This is a genomic window from Curtobacterium sp. MCBD17_008, from assembly GCF_003234475.1.
In the GTDB taxonomy this organism is placed as follows: domain Bacteria; phylum Actinomycetota; class Actinomycetes; order Actinomycetales; family Microbacteriaceae; genus Curtobacterium.
This window is the reverse complement of sequence record NZ_QKTK01000001.1, coordinates 190,911-214,502: the sequence shown is the minus strand read 5'-3', so window position 1 is coordinate 214,502 and position 23,592 is coordinate 190,911. Positions and strand designations below refer to the sequence as shown.

Sequence of the window (23,592 nt, the reverse complement as noted above, 5' to 3'; positions counted from 1 at the left end):
GTCCCCCCTTCTGCGGACAGGAGGTGTCCGGCAGAGTGGTCACATGGCCAACGTGACGATCCGACCGGCGACGCAGGACGACCGCTTCCGAGCGGTCCAGCTCCTGCCTGCGCCCGCCACGGTCCTCGCGCTGGCAGTCGGCGCAACACACGGTCTCGATGCGCTGCCCCTCGGCGTCATCGCCGTCGTCGGTGCCCTCGCCACCCTCGCGAGTGCCCTGCTGCCGGCGCACCTGGACCGGGCTGGACGGTCCATGGCGGCGCCGACGGAGGCCGACCGGTACCGGGAGGGCCGGCTCCACCCCTGACCACCCGAGGTCTGCACCGCCGTGCTGGCGGTGCGCTGGACCGGACGCACCCCCTGATGCGCGTCCGGCCGGGACGCCGGCCCCTGCCGTGCTGCTCCCGGAACGACCGGGCCCGCTGCGGATCCGGGACGATCGACCCCTGAACGATCGCTCCCGTTCCCCCTGAGATCTGCGGCGGGTCCGGTCCCGTCAGGCCGAGGTGCGGTGCGCCACGGTGCCGGGCCAGTGGTAGTCCAGGTCGTCCGGGACGTCGGGGAACAACGGTCGGTAGTGCTCGGGCGCCTTCTGCACGAGCTTGGACCGGTGCGACAGGTGCACCCGCTCGTCGGTGTTCCACGACGGGACCTCGAAGTCCCCGCGTTCGTACGCCACGAGGTCCTCCGGCACGAGGGCCAGGTCCGCGAGGGTCTTCTCGAGGCACGTGTCCGCATGGCCGCGCTCGAGCCAGACCCGGCACGTCGCGTCCTGGTACGCCATCAGCGCCGGCCGGAAGCCGCGCCACATCGCCGTGACCGGGTGGTGCTGCCATCCGTAGTCCGGCAGCGTCAACGCACGCATGACCTGCAGCGTCTCGACCCGCTGCTTGCCGAGACGCTTGTCGTCGAGCACCTCGGCAGAGGCACGGAAGTCCGCGAACGGCAGGAAGGTCTGCATCTGTCGGACGGTACGCCGGCGGGCCGGGAACCGACACAAGTCGTCACAACGACACCCTGCTCGGCGGGCACGTGTGAGCATCGAGCGCATGAGCGGAACCCTCGTCGTCGGTGTCAGCGGCAGCCCATCGGACCCGTCCCGTACCTCGACGCTCGTCGGGGCGACGGTGGAGCGGCTCGTGGCCGAGCTGCCCGACGCCGAGTCCGTCACCGTGGAGATCGGGCCGCTCCTGGCCGACCTCGGTGCCGCCGCCGGGCGGGAGCAGATGGCCGCCGAGACCCAGGCCGCACTGGCGGCGGTGGAGGGGGCGGACGTCCTGGTCGTCGGGAGCCCGGCGTTCCGCGCCGCCTACTCCGGTGCGTTCAAGCTGTTCTTCGACTGGATCGGCCAGTACGACCTCGTCGACACCCCGGTGCTGCTCACGGCGACCGGCGGCAGCGACCGCCACGCGCTCCTCGTCGAGCACCAGATGCGACCGCTGTTCGGGTTCTTCCAGTCGACGACGCTCCCGCTCGCGGTGTTCGGGAACGAGCGCGACTTCACGAAGCGGGCCGGCGGGTACGACATCGCGAGCGTCGACCTCGAGCTGCGGATCGACCAGGCCGTCCGTCGGGCGCTGCCGATCATCCGCGGTGGCTTCGTCGCCGCCGGCGTCGACGACGTGCGGCGGCCGGCCGACTTCTGACGGGCCTCCCGGCCGGCTCGCGGAACGCCCCCGTCACGGTGAGACGCCCCGGGAGGCGCGAAACGGCTCCGGATCCGGCGGCGCCGCGACGACGTGGCGGCGTCTCGGCGGGACGCCGCCGTCAGCGGGGCAGCAGCGACGCGAGGTGCGCGACGGCCAGCCGGTACCCGTCGGCGCCCGCACCGGCGATGACGGCGGTCGCCGCGGTGGCGACGTGGTCGACGTGCCGGAACGGCTCGCGCTTCCACGTGTTCGACAGGTGCACCTCGATGACGGGGACGCGCAGTGCCTCGACGGCGTCGTGCAGTGCGATCGAGGTGTGCGCGTACGCCGCGGGGTTGATGACGACGCCCGCGAAGTCGTCGAGCGCCTCGTGCAGCCACTCGACGAGTTCACCCTCGCGGTTCGTCTGTCGGAAGTCGGCCTCGAGCTCGTGCACCGCGGCCTCGGTGTGGACGATCGCCTCGATCTCGGCGAGCGTCACCGTGCCGTACTGCTCCGGGTCACGGCGGCCGAGGATGTCCAGGTTCGGGCCGTTGAGGACGAGGATGCGCATGCTCCGAGCCTAGCGAGCGGCCGTGGCCGGGGCGGTTCCGCCACGGAACGGTTGCGCGAGCGGGCACGAGGGGTCAGGTTGGTCTCGACGAAGGGACCGCACATGTCGACCATGGTGTTCATCAACCTGCCGGTGTCCGACCTGGACCGGGCGACCGGGTTCTACCGGGCACTCGGCTACCCACTGAACCCGGTGTTCAGTGACGACACCGCTTCGAGCATCGTCATCAGCGACACCGTGTACGTGATGCTCCTCACGCACGCGAAGTTCTCCGAGTTCACGGACAAGACCATCGCCGCGTCGGACACGATCGAGGTCATCAACTCCCTGAGCGCCGAGACGAAGGACGAGGTCCACCGGATCGTCGACGCCGCGGTCGAGGCCGGCGGGACCGAGGACCGACCGGAGATGGACCTCGGGTTCATGTTCCAGCGCAGCTTCGTCGACCCGGACGGCCACCGCTGGGAGTACGTCTGGATGGACCCGGCCGCGGCCGAGGACGGCCCGCACGCCGACTGACGCCGCACCGGTCGTGCCGTCCGCCAGGATGGGACGATGACGACGGATCTCGTGACCGGCGAGGACGGCCGCGCCCGACCGCTGTGGGCATCGGTCGACCCGATGCTGCGGGAGTACTACGACACCGAGTGGGGCATGCCCGTCCGGGACGAACGAGGCGTCTTCGAGCGGCTGTCGCTCGAGGCGTTCCAGTCCGGCCTGTCGTGGCGGACGATCCTGGCCAAGCGCCCGGCGTTCCGGGCGGCCTTCGCGGACTTCGACCCCGACGTCGTCGCCGGGTTCGGGGAGGACGATGTCGCACGGCTGCTCGGTGACGCGGGCATCGTCCGGAACCGGGCGAAGATCGCCGCGACGATCACGAACGCCGGCGCGACCATCGCGCTGCGGGCGGACGGCGGGCTGGCGGACTTCGTCTGGTCCTTCCGGCCCGCCGACACCCCGAGGCCACGGACCGTCGCCGAGGTCCCGACCACCAGTCCCGAATCGACCGCGCTGTCGAAGGCGCTGCGGAAACGCGGGTTCGCCTTCGTCGGACCGACCACCATGCACGCGCTCATGGAGGCGCTGGGGATCGTGGACACGCACCTCGTCGGCAGCCACCGCCGGGGGACGTCGGGCGTCTGGCCCGACTGACGAGCCCGTCCGCGCCGGCGTCAGTCGAGCGGGAGCCGCATCTGCAGCGAGGCGACCTCGTACCCCAGCTGTTCGTAGAGCTCGCGCGCGCCGGTGTTGTAGCCGAAGACGTTGAGACCGATGCTCGTCGCGCCCTCGCTGCGGGCGACCTCGTGGGCGAGCTCGAACGCCCGTCGCGCGTGCCCCTGCCGGCGGTGGTCGACGTCGACCTCGATGTCGAACACCCACCAGTCGCTGCTGCCCGGGGTGAACGGGCCGATCCAGAGGTGCCCGACGACCGTGTCGTCCTGGTCGGTCAGCTCCCACACGTGGTGCCCCGCCGCGGGTGACCCGCCGGGGAACCAGGTGTCGAGGGAGCGCTGCTTGTTCGCCTCGGCCTGCTCGCGGCTCTCACCGGACCGCACGCGGGACTCGACGTACTCCGCCATCGAACGGTCGAGCCACCCGGGGAGTCGGTCCGCGGGCATCGCCACGAGGCGGACGGCACGCATCGGCCGCTCCGCTCGCCCGTCGTCCGGGGCCGTCACCGGTTGCCCTTCGAGCCGCGCTTCGGCTTGCCGGACATGCCGCGCGGCGTCCGGCCGCGACCCGTGGAGTTCTTCCCGCCGCCGCTCTTCGCGCCGGTGCCCTTCGTCGCACTCCGCTTGGCGACGGTCTTCGCGTTGGACGCCGTGGCCTTGCCACCGCCCTTCGCCGGGCGGGCACGGTCCGCGGTGTCGGGATCCGGGCCTCCCGGCTGGTCCGCCTGGTTCCGAGAGCTGTTGGCGGTGCGGCCGCGGACCACGCCGATGAACTCCTCGGTCAGCTCGGAGGCGTCCTCGTCGCGCCAGACCAGGGCGACGCGGGTGCCGGGGGAGCCGGCCAGCGGTCGGGACACGAGGTCCTTCCGGCTCGCCGCGCGGAAGAGCGACTGCGGTAGGACGACGACGCCGACGTTCGCCTCGACCAGGTCGAGCGCAGCGGACACGTCCGGCGGCACCGGGCCGGCGTCGAGGACCGTGACGTCGGCGAGGTCCGCCTCGGTCACCTCGTCGAGGTCGGCGAGCGGGGAGTCCTTCGGGGCAGCGACGACCGCGGTCTCGGTCCAGAGCGGGATCGCGTGGTGCTGCTCGGGCACGGGCATCCGGGCGAACACCATGTCCGCCTCGCCCTCGATCGCCGCGGTGACGCCGTCGGCCTCCACGGGCAGGAGCACCAGGTCGACGTCCGGACGACGCTCCCGCCACACCCGCACCCACTTGGCGGGGGAGACCCCGGGTACGAAGGCGATGGCGAGCGCGGTCATGCACCCGAGCATACGGGCCGTACCCTTGTCACCATGGCCCAGGAACAGACCATGAAGCCCGAGACCGCTGCCAAGAAGCTCGGCGTCCTCCTCTCGGCGACCCCGGAGTCGTTCCGCGCGGGCCCGATCGCTCGCACGACGTTCGACGAGTTGCAGAGCGAGCCGCCGACGTGGCTCCAGGACCTCCGTCGCGACGGGCCGCACCCCCGCCCGGTCGTGGCCGCGCGCCTCGGCGTCTCGATCTCCGGACTCGCCCGCGCCGGCGTCGACGACGTCCTCACCACCGAGCAGATCAAGCAGCTGCTGCAGGAGATGCCCGAGTGGCTCGTCCGCGAGCGCTCGACGCAGGCCGCGGTCCGCTCCGAGAACGTGCGCGTGAAGCAGGAGCGCGCCGCCCGCACCGAGGGCTGACACCCCCGATGCACGCGACCGTCGCCGACGCGGTGCTCGTCGTGCCGCAGTTCGCCTCGGTCTGCTGCATCGTCGGGGACCGGTACCGCCCGCGGCCCGGGGTCATCGTGCCCGCGGCGGTCATGCTCGTCGCCATGCTCATGCCCGTGGTCCAGGCCGGGCCGTCGTGGACGATCCTCGCCGCGGCGCTGCTGCTGTTCCTCGCGCCGCTGCCCGTCGTGCGACGGCGTCGGGGTGACGGCCGGCGCGCGGAACCGATGGACGTGCACCGGGCGCTCTCGGCGGTGGTCATGGCCGGCATGCTGTTCATGGGTCACGCCTCCGAACTCGTCGGCGGTGCCGTGCACGCGCACGCGCTCGTCCTGACGGCGGTGCTCGGAGCCGGGGTGATCGGGTACTGCGCCTTCAGCGGCTGGCTGCTCCGGTACGAGTGGGCCCGGGAGGACCGCCGTGCCGTCCGCAGCGGCGAGGTGTTCGCCATGACCGTCGCCGTCGTCGGGATGACCCTGGCGATGTGACCCGGTCCCGCCGACGCGGTTGCCCGGCGTCACGGGAGCACCGCGTTACGGTTGCGTGGTGTCCGACCGCATCGTCCGCCGCCCCGACGCTCCGTCGCCCCGACTCGACGAGGTCGACGAGCGGATCCTCTGGGTGCTGGCGGCCGATGCCCGGATCCCGAACAACCGGCTCGCAGCAGCGGTCGGCATCGCACCGTCGACGTGCCTGGTCCGGGTCCGAGCGCTCGAGGACGCCGGCGTCATCGCGGGCTACCGGGCCGACGTGGACATCGCCCGACTCGGGTTCTCGATCGAGGCGATGGTGTCCGTGCGCGTGCACGCAGCCGCACGCCACGAGCTCCGGGAGTTCGCGAAGCGCCTGCTCCGGGTGCCGGTGGTGCTCGACGTGTCGTTCCTGGCCGGCGACAAGGACTTCCTCGTGCACATCGCGTGCACGTCCACCGAGCAACTGCGGGACTTCGTCGCCGACGAGCTGAGCGGTGACCCCTCGGTCGCGACGACGCAGACCTCGATCGTGTTCGAACGGTTGGTCGCCGACCGGGAGCACCAGGCCCGCTCGTACGGCGAGCTGCGCCGCTGGCAGGCCTAGCGCCGCAGCCGCTCCGGCCGGGTCAGCGCGTGCGGACCATGGGGGTGTGCGGGATGGCGTCCTCGAGGAAGTCCTCGCCCGAGCGCACGAAGCCGAACTGCGCGTACCACTCGCCCAGGTGTGCCTGCGCGTTGATCGCGATGCTGGGGGACCGGCTCTCGGCGATCGCCGCCGTCATCAGCGCCGCCCCGAGCCCCTTGCCGCGGGCGTGCGCCGCGGTCGCGACGCGGCCGATCCGCTCGGTACCGTCGGGCTCGCGGAGGAGTCGCAGGGTGGCGTCGACGGACCCGGTCCCGGCCCAGAACTGCACCGTGCCCGGCTCGAGGTCCCGGCCGTCGATGTCCGGGTAGGCGCACTCCTGCTCGACCACGAACACGTCCTGCCGCAGACGGAGGATCTCGTGCAGCGTGACGATGTCGAGGTTGCGAGTGGGGGCACTGAAGGTCGAGGTCACGCCGTTCCTGACTGTTCGATGTGAATGAGGAGCAGGGCACCGGTGCTGGTCTACCGTGCCGGTCAACCACTCTACGTGCGCAGCCGAGATCAGGAGGTGAGCGCATGGACGCGACGATGCGTGCACCCTGGCGCACGGTCCTGCGATGGGCGCTCATGGCCTGCGGGATCGTCGCAGCCGTCGTGCTGCTCTCGATCGTCCTCGGCGCCCGCCCGGCTGCCGCTGTCGGTGGTCCCCTGCTCGGGAGCGGGGCGCAGACCCAGGCGGCACCGCGGCCCGACGGCCTGGTCGGCGGAGTGGTCTCCGGCGTCGGCAGCGCTGCCCAGCGCGTGACGAGCGGGGTCGGCGACGTCGTCGACCGCGCCGTGGCACCGGTCCGCAGCGCCGTTCCTGCCCCCGTTCCGCCGGCTCCGCGCCCGGTCGCCCCGGCACCGGCCGCTCCGGCTCCTGTGGCCCCGGCCCCCGTCGCGCCGGCCGCTCCGACACCCGTCGCATCCGCCCCGGCGGCACCTGCGCCGGCTCCCGTCGCGCCGGCCCCCGCTGCCCCCGTCACGACCCCCGTGGCCGAGGCGACGCCTGCAGCACCGACGACCTCCCGGCCGGTCGGGGACGACTCCGGGCCCGCGCCAGCGGCACCCGTGACCACCGCCGCCGGCACTCCGGCGGAGCACACGAGCCGTCCGGGCCCGTCCCGTCCGGACCCGTTCCGTCCCGACACGTCGCTCGTCGACGGCCTCGTGTCGGACGTGACCAGTGCCTCCCGGCCGGTCGCCGACGGCGTCTCCGGGGCACTGGCCCCCGTCACCGGGACGGTGCAGACCGTGACGGCCGTCGGCCCGGTGACCTCCATCGTGGCGACCGTCGACCGGGTGGTCGGGAGCCTCCCGGTCGTCGGCACGCTGCTCGGCGACGACGCCTTGGGCGGGGTGACCGACCCCGTGACCGGCATCGTCGACGGGACCCTCGGCACCGTCGGGGACACCGTCGGCGTCGTGCCGGACGTGGTGGCCGGGGTGCCCGAGGTCGTCGGCGGGCTCCCGTCCGTCGGTGGTGGGCTCCTGCCTGGAGGCCCGCTCCCCGTCGTCGACGTCCCCGTCCGCCCGGTGCTCCCCGGCTCCGGCGGTGCGCTGCCGGGGGCCCCGGTCCTCGGGCCCCGGCCGGCCCCGACCCTTCCGGTCGACCGCGAGGGTCCTGTCGGCCGCGACGGCGGCGAGGTCGGGGTCGTCGTGCCGTCGGTGGCGATGACTATCGATGCGTCCGTGACGCCCGCTGTGGGACAGCGCTCGGCGACCGCCGCCGTCGCAGCAGACGACTCGTCGCGGTCGACGGTCGGGACGGTCGCTGACGAGGTCCTCGTCCCGGCTCCCGTGACGGCGACGTTCGGCGGCGAGGCCCTCGTCCTCCCCGAGGGCGGCGCACCGGCGCACACGCCCTTCGACGGCGGCACCGTGGGCACCACGGGCGGCAGCACCTCCGGAGGCTCCGCCGGCGCGAACATCCTGGGCACCGTCGGTGTCGAGGACCACACCACCCCCCTCGCCGCGGGCCTCCGCGGCTCGGTCTCCGACGACGCCCTCCCAGCGTCGGTCACCGGCGACCACGACGTCGCTCCCGATTGAGATCGGTGCACCTGCCCGTCACGGCAGGACGCGCCACCGACCGCCTCTGTGTGCGGTCGACCATCCATCTCGATCAGGAGTGAACGACCATGAACAAGAACGTCTCCCGAGGGCTGTGGTTCGCCCTCTGTGTGGGCGGGCTGACCTTCGGTGGAGCCGTCGCGGCGAACGCGGCGACGACCACCGGTGAGGACGGCACCGTCTCCGGAACCCAGGTCGCGCCGACCGTCGACGCGCCCGTCTCCGTCACCCGCAACGCCTTCGGCATCGTCGGCGACGCGGTCTCCACGACCGCTCCGGCCGCACCTGCGCCGGCGGCACCTGCGCCGGCACCCGCGGACCCCGCGCAGGCAGCACCAGCGCCCACCACCAGCGGGGCCGACGGCCTCGCGTCCGGCACCCAGGTCGTACCCGACGTCAGCGCTCCCGTCGACGTGACCGGCAACGCGGTCGCCGTCGTCGGGGACGCGGTGGCGGCTCCGGCCCCTGCGCCGGCTGCCCCGGCTCCCGCGCCGGCTGCTCCCGCTCCCGCGCCGGCTGCTCCGGTGGCCTCCTCGCCCACCACGTCCGGCGAGGACGGCGTGCTCTCGGGCACCCAGGTCGCCGGTGCGGTGGACGTGCCGGTCACGGCGACCGGCAACGCCGTCGGTGTCCTCGGTGACGCTGCCGCCACCGGCACACGTTCCGGGTCGTCCTCGGCTCCGGCAGCTCCGGCCGGTGACACGACGACCGCCTCGACCTCCGGGGAGGACGGCGTGCTCTCGGGCACCCAGGTCCTGCCGGACATCACGGTCCCCATCACGGTCTCGGGCAACGGGATCGGCGTGCTCGGGGACGGATCGGCCACCGGGACCTCCGCGGCCCCGGCAGCTCCGACCGGTGGCACGACGAGCGGCTCGACCTCCGGGTCGGACGGGCTCATCTCCGGCACGCAGTTGCTCGGGACCGTCTCGGTCCCGATCACGGTGACGGGGAACGGGATCGGTGTCGTCGGTGATGGCACGAGCACCGGTGGCTCGACGACCGGTTCGACCCCGTCGACGGGTACTGCTCCGGCGGCTGGTGGGTCGACCTCGGGTGAGGACGGCATCGGTTCCGGTACGCAGGTGTCGCCGGTGGTGTCGGTCCCGGTGACGGTCGGTGGCAACGGGATCGGTGTCGTCGGTGACGGTACGAGCACCGGTGGCTCGACGACCGGTTCGACCCCGACGACGGGTACCGCTCCGGCGGCTGGTGGGACGACCTCGGGTGAGGACGGCATCGGTTCCGGCACCCAGGTGATCCCGGTCGTGGACGTCCCGATCACGATCGGCGACAACGGCATCGGCATCATCGGCGACGGCTCCACGACCCCGATCGTGACGGCGCCGGGCACCGACCCGGGCACGACGCCCGGCACCGACCCGGGTACGACGCCCGGCACCGACCCGGGCACGACGCCGGGCACCGACCCGGGCACGACGCCGGGCACCGACCCGGGTACCGTCCCGGGCTCGACGCCGAACACCGGCACCACCCCCGGCGGCACGGGCAGCACGCCCGACGTCGACACGGACCCGGTCGTGGGCACCACTCCCGGCGTCCGCACCACCCCGGTCACCGACACCGTCCCGATCGTGGACGCCGGCACCACCCCGGTCCTCGTGACCGACGGGGTCCGGTCGACCGCGACGCTGGTCACCGCAGGTCCTGCGGCACCGGCAGCGACGGCCGACCGTGCGACGGCGGACGCCGACGGTGCCCTCGCCTACACGGGCGCGGACGACCCGGCGTTCCCGGCACTGGCGGCGCTCCTGCTGCTGCTCGCCGGCCTCGGGACGCTCGCCCTGCGACGCCGCCACTGACGGCCCGATGAGAGCGGGTGCGGAGCGCCGGGTGACCGGCGCTCCGCACCCACCTGCGCTCCGGCCGATGCCGCGTCCGGTGCATCGCGACCGAACGTGCCGCCGGGTCACGTCGTCCGGAGGCGCGACTTGCGCACGCACCACAGGACATGCTGTCGAGACGGGCAGTCCGGGAGGCTCGACCCGGGTGCGTGGCAGCGGGTCGCGCCTCCAGGACGGTCGCTCGGACCGGCGCACGTGAGGTGAGACACACCTCGAGGACGGCCGCTCCGGCCACCGCCCGCGACGCTGTGTGACGTCCGGTGCAGCGCCGGAGGCAGCGGTCGGGGGCCTGGGGTATCGTCGGGAGCACGCAAGCGCTCCGGGGTCGGTGCAAGTCCGAACCGGTGGTGACAGTCCACGAGCGCCGCGCCGGGTCCGCCCGGTGCGGGGTTGACCTGGTGCAATCCCAGGACCGACGGTGAGAGTCCGGACGGGAGGAAGCGCTGACGGAAGGTGACGGTCGTTCCGCGACCCCAGCCTCCCGTCCGCCGACGACCGTCGCGCGCACCCGGAGTCCCGTTGAGAGGACACCAGTGTTCACCGGCATCATCGAGGAACTCGGCACCGTCACCGCCGTCGACGAACGCGGCGACTCCGTCGCCCTGACCGTCCGCGGTCCGCTCGTCGTCTCCGACGCTCGGCACGGCGACTCGATCTCGGTCTCGGGCGTGTGCCTGACCGTCGTCGAGCAGACCCCGGAGACCTTCACGGCGTTCGTCATGAAGCAGACGCTCGACATGAGCGCGCACGGGTCCTTGCGGTCGGGCGACCGCGTCAACCTGGAGCGAGCGGCCTCGGTGGGGGACCGGCTCGGTGGACACATCGTGCAGGGACACATCGACGGCACCGCGACCGTGCTCGGGACCGACGACGGCGACGGGTGGCGACGGGTGCGCTTCGCGCTGACCCCGGAGCTGAGCCCGCTCGTGGTCGACAAGGGATCGGTCGCGATCGACGGCGTCTCGCTCACCGTGAGCGCCGTGTCCCTGGAGTCGACCGCCCCGGATGCCGCGTGGTTCGAGGTCAGCCTCATCCCCGAGACGCTCGCGGCGACGACCCTCGGCGCACGGGTGCCCGGCGACCGGGTCAACATCGAGACCGACGTCCTGGCACGGCACGTCCGCCGCATGCTGCGCCTCGACGCCGCCGCGGCGGCACCAGGCGTGGCCGGCGCCGGAGCGGAGGCCCGGTGATGACCGCCGAGACCGCCCCCGTCACGAACGCCGGGCCGACCACGGGTGCGCGCCCGACCGGATCCCGGCCGACCTCCGGACTGTCGACCGTCGAAGATGCCCTCGCCGCGATCGCCGCAGGCCGACCGGTCATCGTGGCCGACGACGAGCGCCGCGAGAACGAGGGCGACGTCGTCCTCGCCGCCGAGCTCGCGTCCCCGGAGTGGATCGCCTGGACCGTGGCGCACTCGTCCGGCTTCATCTGCGCGCCGGTCAGCGCCGCGATCGCCGACACCCTCGACCTGCCGCCGATGGTGGAGCACAACGAGGACGTCCGCGGGACCGCCTACACCGTGACCGTGGACGCCGCCGTCGGGGTCACCACCGGCATCAGCGCCCACGACCGGGCACGGACGCTCCGGGTGCTCGCCGACCCGGCGTCCGTCCGGGACGACCTGCACCGCCCGGGGCACATCGTCCCGCTGCGTGCGCGACCGGGCGGCGTCCGCGAGCGCGCGGGGCACACGGAGGCAGCCATCGACCTGGTCACCGCCGCGGGGTTGCGGCCGGCCGCGGCGATCTGCGAGATCGTCGACGAGCGCGGGGACATGATGCGTCTGCCGCAGCTCGTCGGACTCGGGGAACGCGAGGGCGTCCCCGTCATCACCATCGCCGCGCTGGCCTCCTGGCTGGACGCGGCCGACCGGACGGCGGACGACGCCGCCCACACCGAAGGGACACACGCATGAGCGGAGCAGGAGCGGCGGAGCGCGAGCACGTCGACGGCAGCGGCATCCGGGTCGCGATCGTCGCCGGCCAGTGGCACGACGTCATCGCGGCGGGGCTGCTCGACGGCGCCCAGCGCGAGATCGAACGGCTCGGAGCGACCGGCCAGGTGTTCCCCGTCCCCGGGAGCTTCGAGCTGCCGGTCGTCGCGAAGGCCGCCCTCGAGGCCGGCTACGACGCGGCGGTCGCCCTCGGCGTGATCATCCGCGGCGGGACCCCGCACTTCGAGTACGTCTCGGACGCGGCGACGAGCGGCCTGACCCGGGTCGCGATCGACACCGGCAAGCCCGTCGGATTCGGGGTGCTCACCCTGGACGACGAGCAGCAGGGGATCGACCGCGCCGGGCTGCCCGGGTCCAAGGAGGACAAGGGCGCCGAGGCCGCGCACGCCGCGGTCGCCACGGCCGTCACGCTGCGCGGGCTGCGCACGCCCGCGTAGCGCCGCCGGTCCTGGCTCGGACCTGACTCCGGACCTGGACTCCGGTCCGGACGACGCAGAACGGCCCCGCACCGTCCGGTGCGGGGCCGTTCTGCTGCGGGAGGTGACTACCGCTTGCCGAACACGTGGATCGGCAGGAAGAAGGAGAGGCTCATCAGGAGCACACCGGCGATGAACACGAAGCCCTGCCCGGAGTCGAGCTGGAACGCGAACCCGAACAGGTACATCGACACCAGCAGCAGCAGGATCGAGAAAACAGCGGCGAGGACGCGGCCCACGGTGGTACCTCCGGGAATCAGCGGGTGGATCGCACCCAGTCTATCCCCAGGACCGGGCGCGACCGTTCACCGGGACGGTTTCGTCGCGATCAGGCGGTCGACGACCTCGAGCAGGGCGGCCATGTCGACGGTGCCGCGGTCGGGCCGGACCTCACTCGCCGCCCCGAGTGACGCGGCGTGGTACAGCCCGTCGCCGAGGAGCTTCACGGCCTGCGCGGTCGGCACGTCCCCGAGGGCGTCGACGAGGGTCGCGAGCCAGGCGTTCTCGGTCTCGTCGAGCGTGCGGCCGGCTTCCTCGTACCCGGCCTGCTGCAGGCGGGACGCGGCCAACAGCGCGAGGTCGAGCTCACTGCCGACGAACTGGCAGTTCTCGACGAAGTAGCGGGCGGGTCCGTCCTCGGCCGCACGCATGCGCTCGACGTCGAGAGCGGAGAGGTCGGCGAGCCGCTCGCACAGCCCCTCGACCAGGGCCGCCTTCGACCCGAAGTGGTAGAGCAGTCCGCCCTTCGAGACACCGGCGCGTGCGGCGACGGCATCGAGCGTCGCGGGACGTTCACCCTCTTCGCACACGATGGCGACGAAGCTGTCGAGGACGCGGTCGCGAGCACTGGCCATGCGCTGAGTCTAGGGACACCCGGCGCTCCGCGGCGCCCGGAGACGGACACACGCCGTGGCCGTGCCGGTCGGGGGCGGATAGCCTCACCGAGACCGTCGAGGTCCACCACGAACAGGAGCCGCATGTCAGCGCAGACCGCGACCACCCCGAGCCCGATCCCGCCCGCGGACCCCCGATGGGCCGTCCTCGGACCGGGCAGCATCGCCCGGCGTTTCCTGTCCCAGCTCTCCGCGAGCGGCGGGGTGCTCGTCGCCGCCGGGAGTTCCTCGGTCGAGCGTGCCCGGGCCTTCGCGGCAGAGGCCGGGGAGCACGGCTTCCCGGACGTGACCGCCGGCACCTACGACGAGGTCCTCGCCGACCCCCGCGTCGACGCCGTGTACATCGCGACCGTGCACACCGGGCACGCCGACCTGGTGCTCGCGGCGCTGCGGGCCGGCAAGGCCGTGCTGTGCGAGAAGCCGCTGACGCCCGACCACCGCACGACGACGGTGCTCGTCGACGCGGCCCGCCGTGCCGGGCTGCCGCTCGTCGAGGCGTTCATGTACCGCTTCCACCCGCAGACGGCGGCGCTGCTCGACCTCGTGCGGGACGGCGCGGTCGGTACGGTCACCCACGTCGACGCCGCGTTCGCGTTCCGGGTCGAGGAACGCTCCGGGCGCCTGTTCGACGTCGCCACCGCCGGCGGCGGCATCCTCGACGTGGGGTGCTACCCGGTGACGATGACGGCCGCGATCGTGCAGGCCGCCACGGGGACGGCGGCCGCCGAGCCGGTGGAGCTCTCCGCCGTCGGGACGATCGGTCCGACCGGGGTCGACGAGTGGACCGTGGCGAGTGCGACGTACGCGTCGGGCATCACCGCGAGCCTCCGCACCGGCATCCGCGTCGAGGACGCGAACGCCGTCGTCGTGCACGGGAGCCGGGGCACCATCACCCTCCGGGATCCGTGGACCATCGGCGGGGAGCCGGTCATCGCCGTGCAGACCGTCGACGACGCCGGCACGGAGCGGTCCTTCCCGGACGTGGCCCCGTACGGACTCGAGGCCGCGGCCACGATCGACGCCCTGCTGGCCGGCCGTGTCGACGCACCGCAGATGACGACCGACGAGACCCTGGCCACCGCGCGGACGCTCGACCGCTGGCGCGCGGCGATCGGGCTGCGGTACCCATTCGAAGCGGAGGCGGCGGAGGACACCCCCGCGGCGGAGGACACCCCCGCGGCTGGGGAGGCCTGAGGGTCCGCTGACGCCGCGGCGCGACCGCCTGTCGGACGGGAGGCACGGGACGGCTCGTCACCGGGCCTCCCGGCCGCCAGTTGGTTGCATTTGCAACCGTGACCGTCCGGACGGTACACTAACGGGACCCTGACGGGACGCGTGACGACTTCCGCGTCCCGTCTCGTCTGCGCCGGTCCGGGAGGACCAGCGGCGCGACATGCTCGAAGTCCTGGAGTCCGCCATGTCCGCACTGCTCACCAGCCCCGTCGCCACCCGGATCACCGCGAGCCGCGCCTCCCGGTTCGCGGCGCTCGCGGTGCTCATGCTGCCGGTGCTGCTCATCTCGGTCGACAACACCGTCCTGAGCTTCGCGCTGCCCTCCATCGCGCGCGCCCTGCACCCGGACGCGACCACGCAGCTCTGGATCGTCGACGCCTACCCGCTCGTCCTCGCCGGCCTGCTCGTCGTCATGGGCAGCATCGGTGACCGCATCGGTCGCCGTCGGATCCTGGTGACCGGAGCGACCGGGTTCGCCGTGCTCTCCGTCGCCGCCGCGTTCGCGACCGAGGCCTGGATGCTCGTCGCCGCCCGGCTCGCGATGGGCGTCTTCGGCGCGATGCTCATGCCCGCCACGCTCTCGATCATCCGGAACGTCTTCCCGGACGCGGGGGAGCGGCGCCTCGCGCTCGCCGTCTGGTCGACCATGTTCGCGGCGGGCAACGCCCTCGGCCCGCTCGTCGGCGGCGTCCTGCTCGCGCACTTCCACTGGGGCAGCGTGTTCCTGGTCGCCGTGCCGATCCTCGTCGTGATGCTCGTCGCCGTACCGTTCTGCGTGCCGGAGTCCCGCGACCCCGAGCCCGGGCCCGTCGACGTCCCGAGCATGCTGCTCTCCCTCGGCGCCCTCGGCCCGCTCGTCTGGGCGATCAAGTCGCTCGTGCACCCCGAGGAACGCGGTCTGGCCGTCGCCATGGTCGCGGTCGGTGTGCTGTGCGGCATCGCGTTCGTCCGGCGGCAGCTGCGTACCCGCACGCCGATGCTCGACATGCGCCTCTTCCGCAGCACGGCCTTCACCGGCAGCGTGCTCATGAACATGGCCGCGATGTTCTCCCTCACCGGCTTCCTCTTCTTCGTCGCCCAGCACCTGCAGCTCGTCGCCGGCCTGGACCCCTTCGCGAGCGGGCTCGTCCTCGTGCCGGGTGCGGTGCTCACCATCGTCGCCGGGCTCGTCGTCGTGCCGGTCGTCGCCCGGGTCGCGCCGCGCTGGGTCGTCTCGGTGTCGCTGCTGTTCTCCGCGGTCGCGTACGCCCTCGTCGCCGGGCTCGGGCACCACGCGACCATCGCCGCGCTCGCCTTCGCCTTCGTGCTGCTCGGCATCGGCATCGGTGCGTCCGAGACGGTCACGAACGACCTGATCATCTCCACCGCCCCGGCGGACAAGGCCGGAGCGGCATCGGCCATCTCGGAGACCGCGTACGAGATCGGCGCCGTGCTCGGGACCGCCGTCCTCGGGACGATCCTCGCGTCGGCGTACCGGGCGAACGTCGTCGTCCCCGAGGGGCTGTCGTCCACCGCGCACACCGCGGCGGGGGAGACCCTCGGCGGAGCGGTCGCCGCGGCCGCCGAACTCGGTGGACCGGCGGGGCAGGCGCTGCTCGAGTCCGCGCGGGCCGCCTTCGACTCCGGCGTGACCACGACGGCGGGCGTCGCCGCGGCGCTCATGGTCGTCGCGGCCGCCGGTGCGGTCGTGATGCTGCGGCGGCACTGAGCCCCGTCGGCTCGCGCGGGTGCGGGCCGTGAGCCCGCGACGTCAGCTTGCGCGGGCCCGTGCCGGCAGCCCGAGCCGTCGGCCCGAGCAGGCAGCCCGAGCCGTCGGCCTGCGCCGTGCCGCTCGGTCGTCCGGTGCGGTCCCGAGCGGGCACGGCCGCGTGACGGCACGCCCGGGATGGGCCGAACCTGTGAAACATGGACCCGCACCATGCCGCAGGTCCTACGTTGGGAGATGGCCGCGACGTCCGTGGCCGTCCCCCCGAACGAGGAACGACCACGACTGACATGCCCGACGCCGCCGACCTCCCGCAGGCAGACGTCCCCCAGGCCGACATGGCCGCCGCGTACAAGGCGGCCTTCCGCGGGCACCCCGCCGGTGTCGCGGTCATCACCGCGGAAGGCCCGGACGGTCCGACCGGTCTCACCGCCTCGAGCGTCGCCTCCGTCGCGGTCGACCCGCCGGTCCTGGTCTTCTCGCTCTCCACGAACTCCGGGTCCGCCGGCGTCGTCCTCGGTGCCCCGGTCTTCGTGGTGCACCTGATGGACGCCCGCGGCGTCGCGCTGGCCAAGCGCTTCGCGTCGACCGGCAGCCCCGCCGCGGACGACCCGATCTGGGGCGCGCTCCCGAGCGGCGACCGCTACCTGCCCGACGCCGCCAGTGCCCTGCGCTGCCGTCCGCTGTCGACGACCCCGATCGGCAGTTCGACCGTCGTCGTCGCCGAGGTGCTCGACATCGTCGTCGGCCTCGACCGCGGCGAGCCGCTGGTCTACCACAACCGGGAATTCCACTCCCTGACCGATCGTTCCCGGCTCTCGTGAGCCGCGGAACCCCGCACCGCACATCACCGATCGAAAGGACCGCACATGGCTGAGTACACCCTGCCCGAGCTCCCCTACGACTACGCCGCCCTCGAGCCGCACATCAGCGGCAAGATCATGCAGCTGCACCACGACAAGCACCACCAGGCCTACGTGACCGGTGCCAACACCGCGCTGCAGCAGCTCGGCGAGGCCCGCGAGTCCGGCAACTTCGCGAACGTCAACAAGCTCGAGAAGGACCTCGCGTTCCACCTCGGTGGCCACGTCAACCACTCGATCTTCTGGACCAACCTCGGCCCGGACACGAAGGTCCCGGAGGGCGAGCTCGCCGCCGCGATCGACGAGTTCTTCGGCTCGTTCGAGAAGTTCCAGGCGCAGTTCGCCGCGGTCGCCAACGGCATCCAGGGCTCCGGCTGGTCCGTCCTGGCATGGGACGTCGTCGGCCAGAAGCTGACGACCTTCCAGCTGTTCGACCAGCAGGGCAACATCCCGTTCGGTCTCGTGCCGATCTTCATGCTCGACATGTGGGAGCACGCCTTCTACCTCGACTACCTCAACGTCAAGGCGGACTACGTCAAGGCCGTGTGGAACATCGTCGACTGGGAGAACGTCGCCGCCCGCTTCGAGAACGCCAAGTCGCAGAGCTTCGTCACGCTCTGAGCACCACCACGCTGAGCACCGGGACCTCGTGGACCACGTGCTGACGTGACGGTGCGGGTCGCGGAACGCGACCCCACGACGGACGGGAGGCCCGGTACCAGCTGGTACCGGGCCTCCCGTCCGTCGTCCCCGTCCCTGCGCCCGGACTCAGGAGCGGACTGCGCCGACCCGGGACGCCACGGTCTCGCCGACGTGATCGGCCTCGCCGGGACGGGTGCACGGGTCGAGCGACCCGATCTCGGCTGCCAACCGGCGCGCGACGTCCCGGAGGGTGACCTCGACGGCCGTGACGTCGCCGTCGAGGACGGCACCCCACTGGGCCCCGCGACAGGCGAGGACCGCCGCGCTCGCGGCCCGGAGCGCCGTACTGCCGTCCGCTCCGTGTGTCCGGCACCATGACGCGATGGTCTCGACGTGTGCCCGGTGCTGGCACCGGTGCCGGTCGTGCCCGGTCAGTGCCTCCACGGCGCCGAGTTCGAACGTCAGCCGGGCTGCGAGGAAGCGGTCCGGGTCCTCGAGGCCGCCGAAGACCGCGAGCAGGTACTCCGTCAGCGCCTGCTCGTCGGCGTCCGGGTCGAGGCCGATGCCGGACACGTGCCGGCTGAGGTGCTGCACCACGGCGTCGATGAGGCCGTCACGCGACCCGAAGTGGTACACGATCGGGTACGCGCTCGTCCCGAGGACGCGACCGAGGCTCCGCACAGACACGTCCTGCAGACAGGTGCCGTGCAGGTGGTCCGTGACCTTGGCGACGATCGCCGGCTTCAGGGACGGGTCCGGTTGACGAGGCATGGTCTCTCCCGAGCGAGGAACAGGCGGACGACCGCCACGAGGCCGAGCGGACATGCAGCATGTTACCGGACACGTCCGCGGCCGCGTTCGAACCGGTTGCGGGAGGGGGGCTCCGAGACGACGGGATCAGGCCGTCGGGTCTGGTGCCACCGGCTCGGTCGGCGCTGCCGCCGGGTCGGTCGGTGCTGCCGCCGTGTGCGCGGGTACTGCCGCGGCCTCCGCGGGCACCACCTCGTCCGGTTCCGCCCGCACGACGAGGGTCTGCACGAGGCCGGACGCGAGCGGGGCGAGTCGGATCTCCACGCGGAGCCGGCCGCGGGAGCCCGGCACCCACCAACGCAGGTGCGTCGGCGTCACGGACCGTTCGGCCACGGGCGGTGCGGACAGCTCGGCGGCGACCTCCGCGACGGCGCGGTCGATCGCTGCTCGTCGACGGTGCCACGGGACGTCGAGCGGGACGTTCTCGGCGCAGACCGCGCCGGCCTCCGCATCGGACCAGTCCGCCAGCAGACGCGTCACGGACCGTTGCGCAGCACGCGTCGACGGCAGGACCGGTTCGCTGCCGGGAGCTCGTTCGTCGTCCCGCGACCGGGTCACGGGCGCGCCGGTCGCGGCGGCGACCGCGTGCGGGACCGCGACACCCGGGACGGCGTCCGCGAGGAGGAGGTCGAGTGCACGCGTCGCGGCCACGGAGACCTTCGCCTGCGTGGCGTTCTCGAACGCGACCACGCCGAGTCCGGTCGAGACCGACCAGCGCATGTGGGCGGAGAACCCCGGGTAGCCGCCGGAGTGGGACACGATCGGGCCGACCGCCGGGTCGTGCTCCACGAACAGCCCGAAGCCGTACCCGGCGGTCCGGGTCGACCCGGGCAGGCTCCCGGGCGGGAGGACCCGCATCGCCTGCTGCATCGCGCGACGCTCCGCCGTGGTGAGGGGTCCGACGTCGGATCCGGCACTGCCCGCCTCCGCGAACGGTGCGGCGGTCCCGTCGAACGCCGCCGCCAGCCACCGACCCCACCGGGCCAGGTCCCGCACGGTCGAGAACAGGCCGCCGATCGGCGAGAACGCGCCCGGGCCGGTCGTCCTCAACGCCTCCCAGTCGTCGTCGGCGCGGCGGTGGCCGGTGACCACGAGACCAGGGGCTTCGGCCGCGGCGAACACGGTGTCGTCGAGTCCGAGCGGGCGGAGCACACGTTCGGTCGCCACGGCCGGGAAGGGCGCCCCGGCGACGACCGACACCGCCCGACCGAGGAGTGCGTAGCCGAGGTTCGAGTAGGCGAACCCGGTCCCCGGCACGGAGTCGAACAGCAGACCGCTGCGGAGGACGTCGTCCAGGTCCTGGTCCCGGAGCGCCTCCTGTCGGTCCGCCCACGGGTCGTCCGTCGGGAAGCCCGCGGACATCGTGAGGAGCATCCGGAGGGTCGGCGCGGGGGAGTCCGCGGTGGGCAGCCGGACCGCGGCGAACGCGGGGACGAACTCCGTGACCGGGGTGTCGAGGGACACCAGGCCGTCCGCGACGAGGCCGAGCAGGGTCGCGGCGGTGACGCTCTTCGTGCACGAGGCGATGCGGTAGACGGTGTCGGCATCGGGTGCCCGGCCGTCCCCGCGGTCCCCGTGTCCGCCCGAGGCGACGAGCCCGTCCCGGTCGAACACGCCCCAGACGCTGCTCGGCGCGATGCCGTCCAGGACGCGCTGCCGGTGCATCGCGTCGACGGCGCCGAGCACGCCCGGACTCAGCCGGCTCATGCCCGGCGCATCTCGGCGTAGGCGTCGAGTGCCCGCTGCCGACTCGTCTTGAGGTCGAGCATCGGCTCCGGTCGGTCCTCGTCCGCGGGCACCCACCGGCGGACGTACTCGCGGTGCGGGTCGAACCGTTCGAGCTGACGGTCGGGGTTGAACACCCGGAAGTACGGCGCGGCGTCGAAGCCCGAGCCCGCCACCCACTGCCAGTTCGCCGCGTTGTTCGCCGCGTCGGCGTCCACCAGGGTGTCCCAGAACCACTGCTCGCCGATGCGCCAGTCCACGAGCATGTTCTTGACGAGGAAGCTCGCCGTGGCCAGGCGCACCCGGTTGTGCATCGCGCCGGTGTGCCAGAGTTCGCGCATCCCTGCGTCGACCAGGTCGAAGCCGGTCGTGCCGTGTCGCCACCGGTCGAGTTCGGCGTCCGAGGCCTCCCGCCACGGGAACGCGTCGAACTCCCGCCGCACGTTCGTCCGGGCGATGTCGTCGCAGTGGAAGTACTCGTTCCAGTTGAACTCCCGCCAGGCGAGCTGCCGGAGGAAGGCCGGTGCCGCGCGGCGCTGGTCGGGTTCGAGCGTCTCGTGCAGGCGGTGCCAGACCTGGTACGGGCTGATCTCGCCCCAGCGCAGGTGCGGCGAGAGACTGCTGGTCGCTGCCTGCGCGGGCTCGTCCCGCTGGTCGTAGTCCGCGAGTGCCTCGTCGATGAACCGTTCAATGCGATCCCACGCGCCGTGCTCGCCGGGCGTCCAGGCATCCCGCATGCCACCCGCCCAGTCCGGCGCGGTCGGCAGGAGTGCCCAGTCCTCGAGCGTGTCGGAGGCGACGTCCGCAGGCGGGGCGATCGTCTCCGGCTCGGGCCAGGGGTGCCGCGGCTCCGGCATCGCCTGCGCGGCGCGCCAGAACGGCGTGAACACCTTGAACGGTTCGCCCTTCCCGGTCAGGACCGTCCACGGTTCCCAGAGCAGGGTGCCGGCGGAGCTGTGCGCCTCGACGCCGCCGGCGACGAGGCCGGCCTTGATGCCCGCGTCGATCTCCCGTTCGACGCGGCCGTAGCGACGGTTCCAGAACACGGCGTCCGCGCCGGACTCCGCGACGAGGTCCGCGATCACGTCGGCCGCGGCACCCCGCCGGAGCACGAGCGCGGTGCCGTGCGCGCGGAGGTCGGTGCCGAGTGCGGCCAGGGACTGGTGGAGCCACCACCGGGCCGCGGCGCCGTGCGGGCGGATCCCCTCGCTCTGTTCGTCGAGCACGTAGACGACCGTGACCGGGCCCCCGCGGTCCACCGCCGAGCGGAGCGCCGGGTTGTCCGCGATCCGGAGGTCGTCGCGCAGCCAGACGACCGAGCCGCTCATGCCGACGCCCGATCCGGCACGGTCGCGACCGACCTGCGCGTGGCGGGTGTGGCGGCGGCGGCGACGCGGAGCTTCGTGCAGAGCTCGGTGAGCGTCCGCAGCTCGGCGTCGTCGAGCCCGGCGCCGACCTGCGCCGCGATGGTGGCCGCGTGCTGCACGGCGACGGTGCGGTACACGTCGTAGCCGTGCGCGGTGAGGGCGACGATCACCCCGCGCGCGTCGGTCGGGTCGGGCTGCTTCTCGACGATCCCCTTGGACGCGAGGCGGTCGACCAGGCGGCTGACGCTCGGCTGCGTCAGGAGCAGGTGGCCCGTCAGGTCGCGCATCCGGCAGCGGCGGCCGGGTTGGGTCGACAGGTTGAAGCAGACGTCGTACTCGTTGAAGGAGATCTCGGCCGAGGGGAACTCGCTGTTGAGGTTCCGCATCACGGTGACCTGCGCGCGGAACAGTGCCTCCCACGCCGCGACCGCGGTGGCCTTCTCGCTGCGGTGATCGCTCACGGTTGTGTCCCTCCGGTCGGTGGACCCCCACCCTACCGAGGGGTACCGACGAGGAACGCGGGCCGGCCGCCCGAGTGGACGACCGGCCCGCTCCCTTGCACCGGGAGATTCCTGCAATCACATTCCACAGCCGGTGCCACAGCAAACACCGACTGCACGTCCGACTGTATAACGAAGCGGTAACGCCAGGGAAGGCGGCCACGCCGCCTGTTCCTGCGAGTTGCCCGAGCGCTCGTCGAGCGTCGGTTCAGAAGAGGTCGGGCGACGGCGTGGAGGCGTAGCGCACGGAGACGTCGGCGTGCCGGTCGAAGCGGTACCCGACACCGCGGACCGTCCGCACGATCTCCTCGAAGGCGCCGAGCTTCGCCCGCAGACGGCGGACGTGGACGTCGATGGTGCGCTCGTTCGGCGTCTCGTCGTCGCCGGCGGACCAGAGGCCCTCGATGATCGCCGAACGGTCGACCGTGCGCCCCTCGCGGAGGACGAGGAACTGCAGCAGCTCGAACTCCTTGAAGGTCAGCGGCGCGGTCTCGCCGTCGAGGACGACCCGCTTGCGCGAGATGTCGATGACGACACCGGTCTCCTCCGGTTCCGGCTTTTCGGCCTGCTTGCGCGCGGCCACCGCCGACCGGTCCTGCAGCGCCAGCCGGACCACGTCGACGTCTCGTCCGCCGGACCCCTCCGCGGCGACGGCGACGGCGGCGTAGGTCTCCGCCGACGGCACGAGCTGAGCGGTGAGCGCCTTGAGCTGCTCGACGACGGCAGCCAGGGTCGTACCGGCCGCAGCTGCCGCGGCCTCGTCGAGTCCGACGTACAGCGCGAACCCGCGCGCCTCCGTGCCCTCGGGCAGTGCGCGGTTGCGCTGCGGGGCGACGACGGGGCTGGTCGGGACGGCCGTCCGGTCGGCGACCGGCCGCACGGGCTGGGCGACCGGAGTGCGACGTGTCCCGATCGGCGTCACGTGGCCGAGGTCGGTCGGCGCGGACGCGGTCGTCCGGAGCCCGGCGACGCTCCGGTCACGGGCGGCGTCGGTGTGGGCGGTGCGGGGCTGGGCGATGGTGAGCGACATGGTGCGGTCTCCGGGTGGTGCGGCCGAGCGGAGTGGTGGAGCATCGGCCGGTGTCGAATGCGTCGGCCCGGGTCGGCGGTACGCCGATCTGCCCTGCGGTCCCTGTGCGGGACCGGGGCTCATCCGGGGGAACGGGGTCCGACCTCGTGACGGTGGTGCGCGTCGTCGACGGGGTCGTCACCGCGGGATCACGCTCGCGCGACGGGGGTGGTGTCGCGGAGGATCCGGCTGGAACGGGTACCGATCAGGCACACATTCGACAACGCATGACC

27 protein-coding genes, 1 pseudogene and 1 riboswitch are annotated in these 23,592 nt (G+C 73.1%); of the genes and pseudogenes, 16 read left to right on the top strand and 12 right to left on the bottom strand.

Translation table 11 applies throughout. From position 1 onward, the window contains the following. Positions 1 to 43 precede the first annotated feature (43 nt). Entirely contained in the window at positions 44 to 307 is a 264-nt protein-coding gene (locus DEI95_RS01055) for a hypothetical protein (protein ID WP_110890060.1), read from the top strand. 189 nt (positions 308 to 496) lie between these two features. Here DEI95_RS01055 and DEI95_RS01050 read toward each other — a convergent pair whose 3' ends face one another. Further along, positions 497 to 961 carry an MSMEG_6728 family protein gene (locus DEI95_RS01050; protein WP_110824680.1) on the bottom strand — a complete coding sequence of 155 codons (465 nt, stop codon included), beginning with the start codon at positions 959 to 961 and terminating at the stop codon, positions 497 to 499. 88 nt (positions 962 to 1,049) lie between these two features. On the opposite strand from DEI95_RS01050, the gene DEI95_RS01045 reads away from it, so the two are divergent. Next, on the top strand, positions 1,050 to 1,646 hold the full coding sequence (locus DEI95_RS01045) for an NAD(P)H-dependent oxidoreductase (protein WP_111059180.1): 597 nt from the start codon (positions 1,050 to 1,052) through the stop codon (positions 1,644 to 1,646). A 121-nt stretch (positions 1,647 to 1,767) separates the two neighbouring features. Here DEI95_RS01045 and aroQ read toward each other — a convergent pair whose 3' ends face one another. Next, positions 1,768 to 2,202 (bottom strand): type II 3-dehydroquinate dehydratase, encoded by a 435-nt coding sequence (aroQ, locus tag DEI95_RS01040; RefSeq protein ID WP_110890059.1) that lies wholly within the window; start codon positions 2,200 to 2,202, stop codon positions 1,768 to 1,770. Positions 2,203 to 2,304: 102 nt separating this feature from the next. On the opposite strand from aroQ, the gene DEI95_RS01035 reads away from it, so the two are divergent. Both DEI95_RS01035 and DEI95_RS01030 read left to right on the top strand, forming a co-directional pair. Beyond that, complete coding sequence (locus DEI95_RS01035) at positions 2,305 to 2,721, top strand: VOC family protein (RefSeq protein WP_110824848.1); 417 nt, start codon at positions 2,305 to 2,307, stop codon at positions 2,719 to 2,721. 36 nt (positions 2,722 to 2,757) lie between these two features. Then, positions 2,758 to 3,354 (top strand): DNA-3-methyladenine glycosylase I, encoded by a 597-nt coding sequence (locus tag DEI95_RS01030; protein WP_110824678.1) that lies wholly within the window; start codon positions 2,758 to 2,760, stop codon positions 3,352 to 3,354. 20 nt (positions 3,355 to 3,374) lie between these two features. On the opposite strand, the gene DEI95_RS01025 is transcribed toward DEI95_RS01030, so the two are convergent. After that, the gene (locus DEI95_RS01025; protein ID WP_146243560.1) at positions 3,375 to 3,845 is read right to left on the bottom strand and encodes a GNAT family N-acetyltransferase; all 471 of its coding nucleotides are present in this window, start codon (positions 3,843 to 3,845) and stop codon (positions 3,375 to 3,377) included. Positions 3,846 to 3,877: 32 nt separating this feature from the next. Further along, positions 3,878 to 4,639 carry a LysR family transcriptional regulator substrate-binding protein gene (locus DEI95_RS01020; protein WP_181436151.1) on the bottom strand — a complete coding sequence of 254 codons (762 nt, stop codon included), beginning with the start codon at positions 4,637 to 4,639 and terminating at the stop codon, positions 3,878 to 3,880. A 33-nt stretch (positions 4,640 to 4,672) separates the two neighbouring features. Between DEI95_RS01020 and DEI95_RS01015 the strand changes: the two genes are divergently transcribed. Genes DEI95_RS01015 through DEI95_RS01005 form a run of 3 tightly spaced genes read left to right on the top strand, consistent with a single transcriptional unit; the run spans position 4,673 to position 6,157 of the window. Further along, the gene (locus DEI95_RS01015; RefSeq protein WP_110824675.1) at positions 4,673 to 5,050 is read left to right on the top strand and encodes a DUF5997 family protein; all 378 of its coding nucleotides are present in this window, start codon (positions 4,673 to 4,675) and stop codon (positions 5,048 to 5,050) included. Positions 5,051 to 5,058: 8 nt separating this feature from the next. Continuing rightward, a complete protein-coding gene (locus DEI95_RS01010; protein WP_110824674.1) occupies positions 5,059 to 5,568 on the top strand; it encodes a hypothetical protein in 510 nt (169 codons plus the stop codon). A 58-nt stretch (positions 5,569 to 5,626) separates the two neighbouring features. Beyond that, the gene (locus DEI95_RS01005; RefSeq protein ID WP_111059179.1) at positions 5,627 to 6,157 is read left to right on the top strand and encodes an Lrp/AsnC family transcriptional regulator; all 531 of its coding nucleotides are present in this window, start codon (positions 5,627 to 5,629) and stop codon (positions 6,155 to 6,157) included. Positions 6,158 to 6,179: 22 nt separating this feature from the next. On the opposite strand, the gene DEI95_RS01000 is transcribed toward DEI95_RS01005, so the two are convergent. Continuing rightward, the gene (locus tag DEI95_RS01000) at positions 6,180 to 6,611 is read right to left on the bottom strand and encodes a GNAT family N-acetyltransferase (RefSeq protein WP_110824673.1); all 432 of its coding nucleotides are present in this window, start codon (positions 6,609 to 6,611) and stop codon (positions 6,180 to 6,182) included. A gap of 104 nt (positions 6,612 to 6,715) precedes the next feature. Between DEI95_RS01000 and DEI95_RS16530 the strand changes: the two genes are divergently transcribed. The 5 genes and pseudogenes from DEI95_RS16530 (at position 6,716) to ribH (ending at position 12,513) form a co-directional block, all read left to right on the top strand. Then, a complete protein-coding gene (locus DEI95_RS16530) occupies positions 6,716 to 8,230 on the top strand; it encodes a hypothetical protein (RefSeq protein ID WP_181436150.1) in 1,515 nt (504 codons plus the stop codon). A gap of 89 nt (positions 8,231 to 8,319) precedes the next feature. Further along, a complete protein-coding gene (locus tag DEI95_RS00990; protein WP_111059091.1) occupies positions 8,320 to 10,074 on the top strand; it encodes a chaplin family protein in 1,755 nt (584 codons plus the stop codon). Positions 10,075 to 10,428: 354 nt separating this feature from the next. Then, positions 10,429 to 10,562, top strand: a riboswitch (FMN riboswitch). Between the two features lie 87 nt (positions 10,563 to 10,649). Continuing rightward, a complete protein-coding gene (locus DEI95_RS00985) occupies positions 10,650 to 11,309 on the top strand; it encodes a riboflavin synthase (RefSeq protein ID WP_111059090.1) in 660 nt (219 codons plus the stop codon). Between the two features lie 80 nt (positions 11,310 to 11,389). Further along, positions 11,390 to 11,992, top strand: a pseudogene (gene ribB / locus DEI95_RS00980) (3,4-dihydroxy-2-butanone-4-phosphate synthase); the annotation flags it as partial. Positions 11,993 to 12,033: 41 nt separating this feature from the next. Continuing rightward, positions 12,034 to 12,513, top strand: coding sequence for a 6,7-dimethyl-8-ribityllumazine synthase (gene ribH / locus DEI95_RS00975; RefSeq protein WP_110824669.1), 480 nt, complete (start codon positions 12,034 to 12,036; stop codon positions 12,511 to 12,513). A 107-nt stretch (positions 12,514 to 12,620) separates the two neighbouring features. On the opposite strand, the gene DEI95_RS16525 is transcribed toward ribH, so the two are convergent. After that, on the bottom strand, positions 12,621 to 12,791 hold the full coding sequence (locus DEI95_RS16525) for a hypothetical protein (RefSeq protein ID WP_181419557.1): 171 nt from the start codon (positions 12,789 to 12,791) through the stop codon (positions 12,621 to 12,623). Between the two features lie 66 nt (positions 12,792 to 12,857). Then, on the bottom strand, positions 12,858 to 13,406 hold the full coding sequence (locus DEI95_RS00970) for a TetR/AcrR family transcriptional regulator (RefSeq protein WP_110824668.1): 549 nt from the start codon (positions 13,404 to 13,406) through the stop codon (positions 12,858 to 12,860). A 123-nt stretch (positions 13,407 to 13,529) separates the two neighbouring features. Here DEI95_RS00970 and DEI95_RS00965 point away from each other — a divergent pair, with 123 nt between their 5' ends. The 4 genes from DEI95_RS00965 to DEI95_RS00950 all read left to right on the top strand — a co-directional run bounded on the left by DEI95_RS00965 (position 13,530) and on the right by DEI95_RS00950 (position 17,867). Continuing rightward, positions 13,530 to 14,639 carry a Gfo/Idh/MocA family protein gene (locus tag DEI95_RS00965; RefSeq protein ID WP_111059089.1) on the top strand — a complete coding sequence of 370 codons (1,110 nt, stop codon included), beginning with the start codon at positions 13,530 to 13,532 and terminating at the stop codon, positions 14,637 to 14,639. Between the two features lie 223 nt (positions 14,640 to 14,862). Then, on the top strand, positions 14,863 to 16,386 hold the full coding sequence (locus tag DEI95_RS00960) for an MFS transporter (protein WP_111059178.1): 1,524 nt from the start codon (positions 14,863 to 14,865) through the stop codon (positions 16,384 to 16,386). 287 nt (positions 16,387 to 16,673) lie between these two features. Then, positions 16,674 to 17,207, top strand: a complete 534-nt coding sequence (locus tag DEI95_RS00955; RefSeq protein WP_258365926.1) for a flavin reductase family protein — start codon at positions 16,674 to 16,676, stop codon at positions 17,205 to 17,207. 45 nt (positions 17,208 to 17,252) lie between these two features. Beyond that, positions 17,253 to 17,867, top strand: coding sequence for a superoxide dismutase (locus tag DEI95_RS00950; protein WP_110890052.1), 615 nt, complete (start codon positions 17,253 to 17,255; stop codon positions 17,865 to 17,867). Between the two features lie 147 nt (positions 17,868 to 18,014). Here the strand turns inward: DEI95_RS00950 and DEI95_RS00945 are convergent, their stop codons facing one another. The 5 genes from DEI95_RS00945 to DEI95_RS00925 all read right to left on the bottom strand — a co-directional run bounded on the left by DEI95_RS00945 (position 18,015) and on the right by DEI95_RS00925 (position 23,320). Then, positions 18,015 to 18,659: a hypothetical protein gene (locus tag DEI95_RS00945; protein ID WP_111059088.1), complete on the bottom strand. Its 645-nt coding sequence runs from the start codon at positions 18,657 to 18,659 to the stop codon at positions 18,015 to 18,017. Between the two features lie 126 nt (positions 18,660 to 18,785). After that, on the bottom strand, positions 18,786 to 20,405 hold the full coding sequence (locus tag DEI95_RS00940; RefSeq protein WP_111059087.1) for a serine hydrolase: 1,620 nt from the start codon (positions 20,403 to 20,405) through the stop codon (positions 18,786 to 18,788). Continuing rightward, the gene (locus DEI95_RS00935) at positions 20,402 to 21,751 is read right to left on the bottom strand and encodes a deoxyribodipyrimidine photo-lyase (RefSeq protein WP_111059086.1); all 1,350 of its coding nucleotides are present in this window, start codon (positions 21,749 to 21,751) and stop codon (positions 20,402 to 20,404) included. The genes DEI95_RS00940 and DEI95_RS00935 overlap by 4 nt, the downstream gene beginning before the upstream one ends. Continuing rightward, entirely contained in the window at positions 21,748 to 22,251 is a 504-nt protein-coding gene (locus DEI95_RS00930) for a MarR family winged helix-turn-helix transcriptional regulator (protein WP_258367378.1), read from the bottom strand. Before DEI95_RS00930 ends, DEI95_RS00935 begins: the two co-directional genes overlap by 4 nt. A 247-nt stretch (positions 22,252 to 22,498) precedes the next feature. Then, on the bottom strand, positions 22,499 to 23,320 hold the full coding sequence (locus tag DEI95_RS00925; protein ID WP_258367377.1) for a winged helix-turn-helix domain-containing protein: 822 nt from the start codon (positions 23,318 to 23,320) through the stop codon (positions 22,499 to 22,501). Between the last annotated feature and the right edge of the window lie 272 nt (positions 23,321 to 23,592).

Coding starts and splice junctions, on each gene's coding strand:
- aroQ (WP_110890059.1), bottom strand. CDS start 2,202: ATGCGCATCCTCGTCCTCAACGGCCCGAACCTGGACATCCTCGGCCGC.
- DEI95_RS00945 (WP_111059088.1), bottom strand. CDS start 18,659: ATGCCTCGTCAACCGGACCCGTCCCTGAAGCCGGCGATCGTCGCCAAG.
- DEI95_RS00960 (WP_111059178.1), top strand. CDS start 14,863: ATGTCCGCACTGCTCACCAGCCCCGTCGCCACCCGGATCACCGCGAGC.
- DEI95_RS00935 (WP_111059086.1), bottom strand. CDS start 21,751: ATGAGCGGCTCGGTCGTCTGGCTGCGCGACGACCTCCGGATCGCGGAC.
- DEI95_RS00990 (WP_111059091.1), top strand. CDS start 8,320: ATGAACAAGAACGTCTCCCGAGGGCTGTGGTTCGCCCTCTGTGTGGGC.
- DEI95_RS01015 (WP_110824675.1), top strand. CDS start 4,673: ATGGCCCAGGAACAGACCATGAAGCCCGAGACCGCTGCCAAGAAGCTC.
- DEI95_RS01055 (WP_110890060.1), top strand. CDS start 44: ATGGCCAACGTGACGATCCGACCGGCGACGCAGGACGACCGCTTCCGA.
- DEI95_RS01010 (WP_110824674.1), top strand. CDS start 5,059: ATGCACGCGACCGTCGCCGACGCGGTGCTCGTCGTGCCGCAGTTCGCC.
- DEI95_RS00970 (WP_110824668.1), bottom strand. CDS start 13,406: ATGGCCAGTGCTCGCGACCGCGTCCTCGACAGCTTCGTCGCCATCGTG.
- DEI95_RS00965 (WP_111059089.1), top strand. CDS start 13,530: ATGTCAGCGCAGACCGCGACCACCCCGAGCCCGATCCCGCCCGCGGAC.
- DEI95_RS00925 (WP_258367377.1), bottom strand. CDS start 23,320: ATGTCGCTCACCATCGCCCAGCCCCGCACCGCCCACACCGACGCCGCC.
- DEI95_RS01025 (WP_146243560.1), bottom strand. CDS start 3,845: ATGCGTGCCGTCCGCCTCGTGGCGATGCCCGCGGACCGACTCCCCGGG.
- DEI95_RS00950 (WP_110890052.1), top strand. CDS start 17,253: ATGGCTGAGTACACCCTGCCCGAGCTCCCCTACGACTACGCCGCCCTC.
- DEI95_RS01035 (WP_110824848.1), top strand. CDS start 2,305: ATGTCGACCATGGTGTTCATCAACCTGCCGGTGTCCGACCTGGACCGG.
- ribH (WP_110824669.1), top strand. CDS start 12,034: ATGAGCGGAGCAGGAGCGGCGGAGCGCGAGCACGTCGACGGCAGCGGC.
- DEI95_RS00955 (WP_258365926.1), top strand. CDS start 16,674: ATGCCCGACGCCGCCGACCTCCCGCAGGCAGACGTCCCCCAGGCCGAC.
- DEI95_RS01020 (WP_181436151.1), bottom strand. CDS start 4,639: ATGACCGCGCTCGCCATCGCCTTCGTACCCGGGGTCTCCCCCGCCAAG.
- DEI95_RS01030 (WP_110824678.1), top strand. CDS start 2,758: ATGACGACGGATCTCGTGACCGGCGAGGACGGCCGCGCCCGACCGCTG.
- DEI95_RS16530 (WP_181436150.1), top strand. CDS start 6,716: ATGGACGCGACGATGCGTGCACCCTGGCGCACGGTCCTGCGATGGGCG.
- DEI95_RS00940 (WP_111059087.1), bottom strand. CDS start 20,405: ATGAGCCGGCTGAGTCCGGGCGTGCTCGGCGCCGTCGACGCGATGCAC.
- DEI95_RS01045 (WP_111059180.1), top strand. CDS start 1,050: ATGAGCGGAACCCTCGTCGTCGGTGTCAGCGGCAGCCCATCGGACCCG.
- DEI95_RS01050 (WP_110824680.1), bottom strand. CDS start 961: ATGCAGACCTTCCTGCCGTTCGCGGACTTCCGTGCCTCTGCCGAGGTG.